Genomic DNA, 12,378 nt, shown 5'->3' with positions numbered 1-12,378 from the left:
CAAATCGGCTCACTATTCACTACTCACTACTCACCACCCACTACGAACCATCACGTCGGAGCACATCATGCAGGGCGTCACCGTCGTCGACCACCCGCTTGTCCAGCACAAGCTGACCATCATGCGCAAGAAGGAAACCTCGACGGCCGGCTTCCGGCGGCTGTTGCGCGAGATCTCGCTGCTGCTTGGCTACGAGGTCACCCGCAATCTCGAACTGACGACGACGACGATCGAAACGCCGATCGAGACGATGGAAGCGCCGACGCTGGAGGGCAAGAAGCTGGTCTTCGCCTCGGTGCTGCGCGCCGGCAACGGCTTGCTCGAAGGCCTGCTCGATCTGGTGCCGGCGGCGCGCGTCGCCCACATCGGCCTTTACCGTGACCACGAAACGCTGGAAGCGGTCGAATATTTCTTCAAGGCGCCGAGCGATCTCGCCGACCGGCTGGTGATCGTCGTCGACCCGATGCTGGCGACCGCCAATTCGGCGATCGCGGCGATCGACAAGCTGAAAGGACGCGGCGCCACCAACATCCGCTTCCTCTGCCTGCTGGCGGCGCCAGAGGGCCTCGAACGCTTCATCAAGGCGCATCCCGATGTTCCGGTCTTCACCGCTTCCATCGACCGCCAGCTCAACGAGAAAGGCTATATCATGCCGGGCCTCGGCGACGCCGGAGACCGCATGTACGGGACCAAATGACCGTGCCACTCGTTTACCGATCGTTTACGCAAACGGCCGCTTTCCGCATCTGTTAAAGCCGCAAACACCATGTCGCTATAAGCATGGGCCTTCACGAAGGCCGGTCCATGCTGCGCAATCTTCTCATCCTCGGCGTGCTCGCCGTAACATCGACGTCGTTCCCGATGCTCTATCAGTCGAATCCGCAGATGTTCGGTGGCCTGCTGAAATCGGCAGTCGGGACCAGGCCGGCAGTCGAAACGCAAACGGACCTGAATCTTGCCGCGGTTCCTGACAAACCCTCGACGCCGCAGCCGCTCGGCCGCAAGGTCGTGGTCGCCGCTGACGTGCGCGGGCATTTCACGTCGGCGTTCAGGCTCAACGGTCGAACGGTCGACGGCATGATCGACACCGGCGCGACGCTCGTCGCCATCAACAGTTCGACGGCACGCAGGATCGGCTTTTCGCTGAACGCGTCCGACTTCAAACACGAGGTAAACACCGCCAACGGCGCGATCAGGGCTGCCCTGGTGACCGTCGATCGGCTGCAGATCGGCAAGATCACGGTCGACGGCGTCCAGGCGGTGGTGCTCGACGACAAAGCGCTGCGCACCAACCTGATCGGTCTGAGCTTTCTCCAGCGGCTTGAAAAGTACCAGGTCGAGAACGGTGCGCTGCTGCTCGTCCAGTGAACCATGATCCCCGGAAAAGTGGAAACCGGTTTTCGGAACGATCATGGTCCAACAAGAAGGTAGAGCCTTGCTGACCGGATCACCCGCGCGGCAGGATCCGCCGGATGACGGTTTTTTCCGCGGGCGGCTTTGAAGCACCGATCGCATAGGCCGAAAGCACGGCGGCCGCGGCCGCTTCGGCATCCGCGGGATTGCGGGCATGGACCAGCGCCAGCGCCTCACCGGGGCGCACCTCCGCGCCGACCGGCAACAGCCGGGTGATGCCGACCGCATGGTCGATCCTGTCGTCCGGCCGTATGCGCCCCCCGCCAAGCCCGACGACGGCGAGCCCGATGTCGCGGGTCCCGATGCCGGTGACGAAGCCGTGTTCGGTCGCCTTGACCGCAAATTCAGTCGCCGCCTTCGGCAGGTATTTTTCCGGATTCTCGACGAAATCTGCGGGGCCGCCCAGCGCCGCCACCATGCGCGCGAAGACGGCGGCGGCACCGCCGCCGGCAAGCGTCTCGGCGGCGCGCCGCATGCCGTCCTGGTTGGACGACACCAGCCCGGCAGACTGCAGCATGTCTGCGGCCAGTGCCAGCGTCACATCCTCCAGGCGCCGGTCGCGGAAGCGGCCGGTGAGAAAATCGACGGCGTTGCGCACCTCGACCGCGTTGCCGGCTGCCGACGCCAGCGGCTCGTTCATGCCGGTGACCAGTGCTGAGGTCTTCAGTCCTGCTCCATTGGCGACTTCTACCAGGCTGTTCGCCAGTGTTGTTGCGTCGCGCGACTTTTCCATGAAGGCGCCGTTGCCGACCTTTACGTCGAGCACCAGCGACTGCAGGCCGGCGGCCAGCTTCTTCGACAGGATCGAGGCGGTGATCAGCGGCACCGATTCGACAGTTCCCGTCACGTCGCGGATCGCATAGAGCCGGCGGTCGGCGGGCGCGAGATCGGCGGTCTGGCCGATGATGGCGCAGCCGGCTTCGAGCACCGCCTTGCGGAACCCCGCAACATCCGGCTGGCTGATATAGCCGGGGATGGCATCCATCTTGTCCAGCGTGCCGCCGGTATGGCCGAGACCGCGGCCGGAAATCATCGGCACATAAGCGCCACAGGCGGCGACGATCGGCGCCACCATCAGCGAGACATTGTCACCGACGCCGCCTGTCGAATGTTTGTCGGTGACTGGGCCCGGCAGGTCCGACCAATCGAGCACGTCGCCGGAGTCGCGCATGGCCAGCGTCAGCGCCACCGCCTCGTCGCGGCTCATGCCGTTGAAGAACACCGCCATGGCGAAGGCCCCGACCTGCCCGTCCGAGACGGCGCCTGCGGTCACGCCTTCGATGAAGCTGGCGATCTCCTGCGTCGACAGCTTGTTGCCGTCGCGCTTGCTTCGGATGATTTCCTGGGGAAGCATCAGGCCGGGACCTTACGCTCCGGCAAGCCATCCTGGAACACACGCTGGAGGATCGTCGCCAGACGCGCGCCGCCGACCGGCGCCATGTCCTTGGTCTCCTGGTGCGAAAGCTCCGCCCCGGTCATCCCTGCTGCAAGATTGGTGATGACCGAGCAGGCGGCGACCCGCAAGCCGAGGAAGCGGGCGAGAATGACCTCCGGCACGGTCGACATGCCGACGGCATTGGCGCCCATGACGCGCGCCATGCGGATCTCGGCGGGTGTCTCGAAGCATGGCCCGGAAAACCACATATAGACGCCCTTGTGCAGGGCGGTAGCCGTCGCCTTCGCCGCCGTCTCGATCGCCCCGCGAAGGCCGGCATCATAGGCTTCGGTCAGGCCGACGAAGCGGCGGTCGCTTGGCTCGCCGATCAGCGGGTTGGAGCCGGAGAAATTGATGTGGTCGGTGATCAGCATTACCGAGCCCGGCCCCATGTCCGGATCGACCGAGCCGGCAGCATTGGTGAGGATCAGGTTAGAGATGCCGAGGCCGGCGAGCACCTCCAGCGCCGGCCGCATCGCCGCCGGGTTGCCGTGCTCGTAGTAGTGGGCGCGGCCGGACAGCATCAACACTGGTGTGCCGGCGAAATGTCCCGCCACCACCTCGCCGGCATGGCCGGTGACGCCGCTTCTGGGAAAGCCCGGCAATTCGGCATAGGAAATGCGGACAGGATCATCGACCTGGTCGACAAGCCCGCCAAGGCCCGAACCCAGCACCAGCGCGGTGGCGGGCGCCAGCCCGTCCAGCCTTTCGACGAGACGATCAAGCGCTTCCTTCATTTCAACCAACTCTTCATTTCAACCAGCTTCATTTCAACATGTCGCCCTGAAAGCCGTAGGGCAGCATGTCGCCCATGGTCACGGTCTCGACCACGCCGGCATTGTCGCAGAGATAGAGTTTGGTTTCCGGCCGGCAAAATTCGGCCAGCCGCTGCCGGCAGCCGCCGCAGGGCGAGCATTTCGCCGTGCGCTCGGCGATCACCGCGATCTCCGTTATCCTGCCGCCGCCTGCCATGATGTAGTGGCCGAGCGCGGTGGTTTCGGCGCACCAGCCTTCCGGATAGGACGCGACCTCGATGTTGGCGCCGGTAAAGACGCGGCCGTCCTCGGTGCGCAGTGCCGCCCCGACCGGAAACTTCGAATAGGGCGCATAGGCCTTGGCCATGGCCGCCTTGGCCGCTTCGAACAGATCATGCGACATTTAGTTTTTCCCTCGCATGATCTCGTCCGAAAACCGGGTTCCACTTTTCGCGGCCATGCTCAGCGTTCCTTGACATAGGGCACGCCGCCGGCGCGCGGCGGGATCGCCTTGCCGATGAAGCCGGCGAGCAGGATGACGGTGAGGATATAGGGCAGCGCCTGCATGAACTGCACCGGCACTTTGCCGATCAGCGGCAGCGGCGTGCCCTGCAGCCGGATCGACAGCGCGTCGAGGAAGCCGAACAACAGGCAGGCGAACATGGCATTGACCGGCTTCCATTTGGCGAAGATCAGCGCGGCAAGCGCGATGTAACCCTTGCCGGCGGTCATGTCCTTCACGAAGCCGCCATTCTGCACCATCGACAGGTAGGCGCCGGCAATGCCAGTGAGCACGCCGGTGCAGATCAGCGCTCGGTAGCGCAGCCAGGCGACTGAGATGCCGGCGGTGTCGACCGCGGCCGGGTTCTCACCGACCGCGCGCATGCGCAAGCCAAAGCGGGTACGGAACAGCACCCACCAGGTGAACGGCACGGCGAGGAACGCGACGTAGACCAGCACGGAATGGCCGGAGATGAGTTCCGAATATATCGGGCCGAGGATCGGCACCCCCCTAAGCGCGTCCGCGCCGGGCCAGATGATCGCCCCGAACCGCTCGCCGGGCGCAAGCGCCGGCGTACGTCCTCCTTGCTGGAACCAGGCCTGGCCGAGCATGATCGTTGATCCGGCGGCGATAAAATTGATCGCCACGCCGGAGACGATCTGGTTGCCACGATGGGTGATCGAGGCAAAGCCGTGGACCAGCGCGAAAGCGACCGAGATGAGGATGGCCATGCCGAGGCCGATATAGGCGGAATGGAAGACGGAGGCTGCGGCGGCACCGGCGAAGGCGCCGACCAGCATCTTGCCCTCGAGCCCGATGTCGAAAATGCCGGCCCGCTCCGAATAGAGGCCGGCGAGGCAAGCGAGCAGCAAGGGCACCGACAGGCGGATGGTCGAGTCCAGAACCTGGATGATGGCGTTGAACATGTCCATCTCAGGCACCCTTCCCCTTGATCGCTTCCATGCCGACAGATCTCGGACTGAGCGAGGCGAACAGCGCCTGGACATAGGGTCGGAACATGTGCTCGAGCGCGCCGGCGAACAGGATGACCAGGCCCTGGATGATGACGATCATGTCGCGGCTGATCGCCGGCATCTCGAAGGCGAGTTCGGCGCCGCCCTGGTAGAGCATGCCAAACAGGATTGCCGCCAGCACGATGCCGACCGGGTGCAGGCGGCCCATCAGCGCCACCGCGATGCCGACGAAACCGGCACCCGAGACGAATTCAAGCGCGACATTGTGCTGATCGCCCATCGTCGGATTGAGCGCCATCATGCCGGCCAGCGCGCCCGAGATCATCATCGCGACGATGATGATGCGGGTTTCCGAAATGCCGGCATAGCGCGCCGCTCTCGAGCTGTGGCCGTAGGTGCGCATCTCGTAACCGAGCCTAGTGCGCCAGATCAGCACCCAGACCAGAAAGGCCATGGCCAGCGCCAGCAGGAAGCTGATGTTGAACGGCGCCGAACGGATCTTGGCGCCGAACAATTCGATGACCCAGTTGAGCTTCGGCAGTTGCGCGCCGTCGAGGAAGGTGCGTGTCTGCGGCGCCATCGAATTGGCCGGCTTCAAGAATCCGACCAGTGCGTAGACCATAACGCTGGCAGCGATGAAATTGAACATGATGGTGGTGATGACGATGTGCGAACCGCGCTTGGCCTGCAGATAGGCCGGGATCAGCGCCCATAGCGCCCCCATCGCCGCGGCGGCGATGATCGCCAGCGGGAAGGTGAGCCACCAGGGCAGCACGCTGTCGAAGGCCAGGCAGACGATGCCGATGCCGAGACCGGCGATATAACCCTGGCCCTCGCCACCGATGTTGAACAGGCCGCAATGCGCCGCAACCGCCACCGACAGCCCGCTGAATATGAAGGTGGTGGCGTAGAAAAGCGTAAACGCAATGCCTTGCCCGCGGCCGAAGGCGCCCTCGACCAGGACGGCGGCAGCGCGGAACGGATTTTCGCCAACCAGAAGCACGACGAAGCCGGCGACGACGAAGGCAACGGCGAGATTGATTACCGGGATCAGCCCGTAATCGGCCCAGGCCGGCAGCTTGGCGTAAGGCGTGCTCATTCCGCCGCCTCCTGGCGCTCGACGCCGGCCATCAGCAGGCCGAGCTCGCCTTCGGTCGCCTCCGGTCCGCGCTCGCCGACGATGCGGCCGGCAAACATCACCAGGATGCGGTCGGACAGCGAGCGGATCTCGTCGAGCTCGACCGACACCACCAGCACCGCCTTGCCCTGGTCGCGCATGGCGATGAGCCGCTTATGGATGAATTCGATGGCGCCGACATCGACGCCGCGCGTCGGCTGACCGACGATCAGCACGCCCGGATCCTGCTCCATCTCCCGGGCCAGCACGATCTTTTGCTGATTGCCGCCGGAGAAATTGGCGGTCTTGAGCCGGCAATCCGCCGGACGGATGTCGTATTTGGTAATCTTGTCCCTGGCGTCGTTGCGGATCGCGTCGATGTCGAGGAACGGCCCCTTCAGATATCGTTCGTCGTCGTGATAGCCGAGGATCGAATTCTCGTTCTCCTCGAAGGCCAGCACCAGCCCGACATGATGACGGTCTTCCGGCACATGGGCGAGACCCCGGTCGCGCAGCTCGCCGGGATCGGCGGCCCCGGTGAGATCGATCGGCTTGCCGTCGAGCATGACGGAGCCCGAGACGGCGCGCCTGATGCCGGAAATCGCCTCGAGCATTTCGGATTGCCCGTTACCGGCGACGCCGGCGATGCCGACGATCTCGCCGGCGCGCACATCGAAGGAGATGTCGTCGACCATGGTGACGCCGCGGGAATCCTTTACTGTCAGGTTCTTCACCGCGAGCTTGACGCCGCCGGCTTCCGCCTCGCCCTTCTCGACCCTGAGCAGCACGCGGCGCCCAACCATCAGCTCGGCCAGTTCCTCGACTGTGGTCTTCTTGGTCTCCCTGGTCGCCACCATCGTGCCTTGGCGCATGACCGAGACCGTGTCGGTGATCGCCATGATCTCGCGCAGCTTGTGGGTGATCAGCACGATCGTTTTACCCTGCTCCTTCAACTGCCTCAGGATGCGGAACAGATGGTCAGCTTCTGCGGGCGTCAGCACGCCCGTCGGCTCGTCGAGGATCAGGATCTCGGCGCCGCGATACAGCGCCTTGAGGATTTCGACACGCTGCTGCAGGCCGACCGGCAACTCCTCGATGATCGCATCGGGATCGACCTCCAGCCCGTATTCGCGCTCGAGGCGTTCCAGTTCGGATCGCGCCTTGGCGATGCTTTTCTTCAGCAGTGCATCGCTTTCGGCGCCGAGAATGACGTTTTCCAGCACCGTGAAATTGTCGACCAGCATGAAATGCTGATGCACCATGCCGATGCCGAGCGCGATGGCGTCGTTGGGCGACTTGATCGACGCCGGCTGGCCGCCGACGCGGATCTCGCCGCTGTCGGCCTGGTAGAAGCCATAGAGGATCGACATCAGCGTCGACTTGCCGGCGCCGTTCTCACCGACAATGCCGTGGATGGTGCCGCGCACGATCTCCAGATTGATGTCGCGGTTGGCGCGCACGGCGCCAAAACTCTTGTTGATGCCGATCAGCTCGATTGCGGCCTGCGCCATGCAGCCTGTCCCACTCTTATTTTTTATCGCTTGGTCAAAACGCCTAGCATGACGCCCCGTCTGTGCCAATTGGCCGGAGCAGCGTTCACTCTCGACAAATCACCGCGCGCTTGTCAATTTCGAACGTGGCCGCGGCCTTCACATCTCATCGGCCTGAAAATCGGGTTGGATTTTCAGCAGCACGACGCGAAGATTGTAAGGCTTAGAGCGTATTTTCGGCGTCCAATTGGACGCATGTCGCTCTAATATGGCGAATCCCGAAATTCGCATCTCCTGAGAGTTGCGCAGCAAGAAACCGAGTTTTTTCAGATGACCATGCCCGCCGACCGGCTGACGACGCTGGAAATCCGCGCCGCCGAGCAGGAGAAGACCATCGAGGAACTGTCCGGCCAGATCGCCGAGCAGTGGAAGGTGATCGAGCGCATGCAGCGCAAGCTCGATGCGCTGACCGATCGCTTCCTGGCGCTGGAGGAACAGGCCGCACCCGACGTGCCGGTGACCAAGCCACCGCATTGGTAAGCCTACTGAGAAAGCAAAGCCGCCGGGCTTTCACCCGGCGGCTTCGATCAGATCGGCAATCTCACGATCAATAGGGGCAGGCGTTGTCCGACATGTAGTCGTGCACCTTGATGGTACCGGCGATGATGTCGGCCTTGGCCTTTTCGACCGCCGCCTTCATCGCGTCGTCGACAAGCGCCTTGTTGTTGTCGTCCATGGCATAGTCGACGCCGCCCTCCTTCAGGCCGAGATCGTTGATGCCGCCGGTGAACTTGTCGTTCTTGGCGTCCATGAAGGTATTGTAGACGGCGACGTCGACGCGCTTGACCATGGAGGTCAGCACCTTGCCGGGCTGCAGGCCGTTCTGGTTGGAATCGACGCCGATGCCGAGCTTGCCGGCGTCGGCCGCTGCCTGCAGCACGCCGACACCGGTGCCGCCTGCCGCCGCGTAGATCACGTCGGCGCCCTGGTCGATCTGCGTCTTGGCGATCTCGCCGCCTTTGGCCGGATCGTTCCAGGCTGCCGGCGTATCGCCGGTCATGTTCTGGATGACATCGGTCGCGCCGGCCGCCTTCGCGCCGCCGACATAGCCGCAGCCGAATCTGCGGATCAGCGGAATGTCCATGCCGCCGATGAAGCCGACCTTTTTGGTCTTCGAGGCCATCGCGGCCATCACGCCGACGAGGTAGGAGCCTTCCTGCTCCTTGTAGACGACGGAGCGGACATTGGGCTTGTCGACGACCATGTCGATGATGGCGAATTTGGTCTCTGGAAACTCGACGGCGATCTTCTCCAGCGCATCTGCCCAGGAGAAGCCCGCCATGGCGATCGGATTGCGGCCGTCCTCGGCGAAACGGCGCAGCGCCTGCTCGCGCTGGGTTGCGTTGCTGACCTCGAATTCCACATAGGCAATGCCGGTTTCGGCCGTGAACTTTTCGGCGCCATTGTAGGACGCCTCGTTGAACGACTTGTCGAACTTGCCGCCGAGATCGTAGAGAAGTGCTGGCTGGATGTCCGCGGCGAAGGCCGGAAGAACCATTGCAGTTGCGGCCAGGAGGCCGAGAACGATACGTTTCATATGATCCACACCCTGTCGGTTATTTTTCCGTTATGCACCGCCTGCCAACCCGGTTCTCCGGCCGGCATGCGACGTCAGACGGGAGTGTCGTCCTCCCGCTTCCGGGCAATCTGGCACGGCCCGAAACAAAATTCACGCGGAATTTTGACCTTTGGAAAAGCGTGGCGCCGGGATGCGGCGCCACGGATCATCGTCTCACCAAAGGCCTCAAGCGGAGGCGGCCGCCGGGATAGCGCAGGTGACGCCGGTGCCCTGCAGATTGCAATAGCCGTAGGGATTCTTCGCCAGATATTGCTGGTGGTCCTCCTCGGCGAAGTAGAACTCCGGTGCCGGCGCGATCTCGGTGGTGATCTTGCCGCGGCCGGCGCCGTGCAACGAGGCCTCGTAGGCGTCGCGCGAGGCGATCGCCGCCTGGTATTGCGCATCACCGAACGTGTAGATCGCCGAGCGGTAGGTGGTACCGACATCGTTGCCCTGGCGCATGCCCTGCGTCGGGTCGTGGCTTTCCCAGAACAGCTTCAGAAGCTGTGCATAGGAGACGATCCTCCGGTCGTAAACGACGAGCACGACTTCGGCATGGCCGGTAAGGCCGGTGCAGGTTTCCTGATAGGTCGGGTTGGGGGTGACGCCGCCCGCATAGCCGACGGCCGTGACCCAGACACCCTCGACCTGCCAGAACAGGCGTTCGGCGCCCCAGAAGCAGCCCAGCCCGAACATCGCCGTCTCCAGCCCCTCGGGATACGGCCCCTTGAGCGGCCGCTTCGAGACGAAGTGCTTGGATGCCGTCGGGATAGGCTTGGCGCGGCCCGGCAGCGCCTCGCCAGACTTCGGCAGATTGAGCTTCTTGTTCAGCATGTCGCTGAGAAACATGTGCGGTCTCCCTTTCGCTTTGTTTGGGGACGCTGGAAAGTTATCAAGTCTAGGCGAACCGCCCGGTCGGCCGCTCCCGCCTGTAGCCGATCATATAGAGAATGAAGGCAAGCACCGCGAACACGGCAAAGCCGGGCTGGTTTAGCACCCAGGCGATGGCGCCGTCCCATAGCAGCGGACCGGCCTTGTCGCGGACGAAGCTTTCGAAGGTGCTTCGCGTATCCGGCGAGACGGCCAGCCAGCTCGTGTTGAGCGGGGTCATGACCAGCGCGGAGGCCGCCACCGAGCGCGTCGCGTCGATCACCGCCATGATGACGGAAACCGAAAGCGCAACCAGTGCCGCGAGACGGAAGACGAAGCGGAACATCCAGACCTTACCTCCCCGGAAGCTTATCAGAAATGTCTGTATCGGCCTGATAAATAGGATCTGCCCGCTTTATCCGCAATCGCGACACGCGAAGTTGAACCCACGCCGGTTTGCGCCGCTGAGGCGCCAGTCGGCAAAGACACCGCCGCCGATTGCGGCGATCGGCTACCAGGGCAGCACTGATGGCATGGACAGAGCATCCCTGTCCGACAAAGCGAATAGAGTGCCGTTATGTCTTGGCATTCGGCACCGGATCGACTAGATGAGCCCCGCGCCTGTTGCTTTGACGGCTCAGGTGCGGGGGAAGGGTATCCGCTGGTTGACGGCGCCCACGGTTCGGAGTTCCGGACCGGAATCCCCGAAGGGAGACGCATCTCCCCAACCCGCGCGGCGAAACCGGCCGCGGCGAAAATGCTAAGACGGAGAGGTGGCCGAGTGGTTGAAGGCGCACGCCTGGAAAGTGTGTTTACGGGAAACCGTAACGCGGGTTCGAATCCCGCTCTCTCCGCCATCAAACAAGTGTTTAGCGCCGTATTTGGTTTATTTGGCCACACCACTAACCTGGGCCAACGGGCGACCTATGGCAGCCCTCCAGCGAGCCACTTTGTCCAGCTTGCGATTGTGATCCCGCAGGCCATGCCAGCACAGTCGGCAATCCAGTCGAATACATCCGGACCGCGCCCTATCAGTTGCGCGCCCTGAACAACTTCAATCGCCAGGCCCGAAAATGCGAGGAGAACAATCAGCTTTGTCTTGTGTTCCGTCCAGCCGAGACTTCCCAAGGCCGCCAAAACGGTGAATGCGGCGACGTGGATGAGCTTGCCATGATGCGTGAAGGTCACTCCCAAATTCTGCAGGAGCCACTCCGGAAAAAGGGCGAGCAGGAGAACGCCGGCCAACGCGACAAGGAAAGCAACCCTTGCCGCGATCGGATATGAACCTGCGCGCAACAATATAGGTCAGCCCCTTCATCCGAAGTCCAGAGGTCACGGCCAGCACGAGGTGGTCCAGAGCTAAGGCAGATTCTCAATCTCTACCCTCCAACGGAGCGGCGCATCGGCCGAACAGATGAAAGACGCGCGCCTCTGGTGGAGCGCGCGAGCATTCCACGACCAACGCATCGGGCCAACGGGATGACGCCTATGCCCACGAGGGGAGAAGGACTGTGGGAGCATCCGAGTCAATCGGAAGATCCAGTACGCAGAAAAATCAGCCGGCCAAAGCTGGAATTAAATTACGGTGACATAAATTAGGGTGATAGTGCGCTTTTTGCCATGTTTGCTCGGCTGTGTGTAGATTGAAAGCATGGCTCGACTTGCATTGCCGCGCAGCCGATGTCGGCATCTGGGCGGCCGGTGGGCAGCGAAGCACTTCTGGACCGGATTGCCGAGCACCGGAAAAGCCGCGAAATCGGGAAACATGCCGCCGCATACTGGACCGCCCATCGGTGGGGCGCTGATGATCAAGCAAGCCTAACGGCGAATACGTCCGGTTCAACTTGTCCACAGCGCCATCGGGAAGCTGAAGGTCTGATACATCATCCCGATGGTCGGAGGTGGCTTTGACGCCGGTTGAGCATCCATTTGCACCGCCCGCTCACTTGTACGGAATTAACCAATTTTGGTAGCCGGGAACAAACGGTCAACGACTCGCGTTTCTTGCGCGAGGCCGGACTCTCGTTCCCCTTGGTCTGGCTGTGAAGGCCCACTATCTTTTTGCATGGACAGCGGGCCGCGAAGGTTCGCAAATGCCGCGCCGGCGTTTCACTCGCACCTGCCTCAGCCCTCACGATTTGGCTATTTGTGAACGCGTCTTTGATCAGGTTTGCGCAGATGAACTCATCGACCCTTTTGGCCGG

At 62.9% G+C, this 12,378-nt stretch carries 13 protein-coding genes and 1 tRNA gene; 4 read left to right on the top strand and 10 right to left on the bottom strand.

The window, feature by feature from the left end; translation table 11 throughout:
• Positions 1–67: 67 nt before the first annotated feature.
• Complete coding sequence (upp, locus tag EN807_RS09455; protein ID WP_029348092.1) at positions 68–697, top strand: uracil phosphoribosyltransferase; 630 nt, start codon at positions 68–70, stop codon at positions 695–697.
• Positions 698–804: 107 nt separating this feature from the next.
• Complete coding sequence (locus tag EN807_RS09450) at positions 805–1,368, top strand: TIGR02281 family clan AA aspartic protease (protein ID WP_135934731.1); 564 nt, start codon at positions 805–807, stop codon at positions 1,366–1,368.
• Positions 1,369–1,447: 79 nt separating this feature from the next.
• Here the strand turns inward: EN807_RS09450 and deoA are convergent, their stop codons facing one another.
• The 6 genes from deoA to EN807_RS09420 are packed head-to-tail and all read right to left on the bottom strand — an operon-like array spanning position 1,448 to position 7,707.
• Positions 1,448–2,767, bottom strand: coding sequence for a thymidine phosphorylase (deoA, locus tag EN807_RS09445; protein ID WP_135934730.1), 1,320 nt, complete (start codon positions 2,765–2,767; stop codon positions 1,448–1,450).
• Positions 2,767–3,585 carry a purine-nucleoside phosphorylase gene (locus tag EN807_RS09440; protein WP_135934729.1) on the bottom strand — a complete coding sequence of 273 codons (819 nt, stop codon included), beginning with the start codon at positions 3,583–3,585 and terminating at the stop codon, positions 2,767–2,769. The genes deoA and EN807_RS09440 overlap by 1 nt, the downstream gene beginning before the upstream one ends.
• 28 nt (positions 3,586–3,613) lie before the next feature.
• Positions 3,614–4,006, bottom strand: a complete 393-nt coding sequence (gene cdd / locus EN807_RS09435; RefSeq protein WP_127315903.1) for a cytidine deaminase — start codon at positions 4,004–4,006, stop codon at positions 3,614–3,616.
• A 59-nt stretch (positions 4,007–4,065) separates the two neighbouring features.
• Positions 4,066–5,037: an ABC transporter permease gene (locus tag EN807_RS09430; protein WP_127315904.1), complete on the bottom strand. Its 972-nt coding sequence runs from the start codon at positions 5,035–5,037 to the stop codon at positions 4,066–4,068.
• Between the two features lies 1 nt (position 5,038).
• Positions 5,039–6,178, bottom strand: a complete 1,140-nt coding sequence (locus EN807_RS09425) for an ABC transporter permease (protein ID WP_135934728.1) — start codon at positions 6,176–6,178, stop codon at positions 5,039–5,041.
• Positions 6,175–7,707 (bottom strand): ABC transporter ATP-binding protein, encoded by a 1,533-nt coding sequence (locus tag EN807_RS09420; protein WP_135934727.1) that lies wholly within the window; start codon positions 7,705–7,707, stop codon positions 6,175–6,177. Before EN807_RS09420 ends, EN807_RS09425 begins: the two co-directional genes overlap by 4 nt.
• 309 nt (positions 7,708–8,016) lie before the next feature.
• Between EN807_RS09420 and EN807_RS09415 the strand changes: the two genes are divergently transcribed.
• Entirely contained in the window at positions 8,017–8,226 is a 210-nt protein-coding gene (locus EN807_RS09415) for a SlyX family protein (RefSeq protein WP_095488524.1), read from the top strand.
• 67 nt (positions 8,227–8,293) lie between these two features.
• On the opposite strand, the gene EN807_RS09410 is transcribed toward EN807_RS09415, so the two are convergent.
• The 3 genes from EN807_RS09410 to EN807_RS09400 form a co-directional block, all read right to left on the bottom strand.
• On the bottom strand, positions 8,294–9,283 hold the full coding sequence (locus EN807_RS09410) for a BMP family ABC transporter substrate-binding protein (protein ID WP_135934726.1): 990 nt from the start codon (positions 9,281–9,283) through the stop codon (positions 8,294–8,296).
• Between the two features lie 207 nt (positions 9,284–9,490).
• Positions 9,491–10,153: a peptide-methionine (S)-S-oxide reductase MsrA gene (gene msrA / locus EN807_RS09405; protein WP_135934725.1), complete on the bottom strand. Its 663-nt coding sequence runs from the start codon at positions 10,151–10,153 to the stop codon at positions 9,491–9,493.
• A 49-nt stretch (positions 10,154–10,202) separates the two neighbouring features.
• Complete coding sequence (locus tag EN807_RS09400) at positions 10,203–10,520, bottom strand: hypothetical protein (RefSeq protein WP_135934724.1); 318 nt, start codon at positions 10,518–10,520, stop codon at positions 10,203–10,205.
• A 421-nt stretch (positions 10,521–10,941) separates the two neighbouring features.
• Here EN807_RS09400 and EN807_RS09395 point away from each other — a divergent pair.
• Positions 10,942–11,031, top strand: a tRNA-Ser gene (locus EN807_RS09395).
• Positions 11,032–11,098: 67 nt separating this feature from the next.
• On the opposite strand, the gene EN807_RS09390 is transcribed toward EN807_RS09395, so the two are convergent.
• Complete coding sequence (locus EN807_RS09390) at positions 11,099–11,473, bottom strand: VanZ family protein (protein WP_135934723.1); 375 nt, start codon at positions 11,471–11,473, stop codon at positions 11,099–11,101.
• Positions 11,474–12,378: the final 905 nt, after the last annotated feature.

The sequence above is a fragment of the Mesorhizobium sp. M5C.F.Ca.ET.164.01.1.1 genome, assembly GCF_004792125.1.
In the GTDB taxonomy this organism is placed as follows: domain Bacteria; phylum Pseudomonadota; class Alphaproteobacteria; order Rhizobiales; family Rhizobiaceae; genus Mesorhizobium; species Mesorhizobium wenxiniae.
Note: the sequence above shows the minus strand (reverse complement) of the source record. Positions and strands in the feature narration are given on the sequence as shown.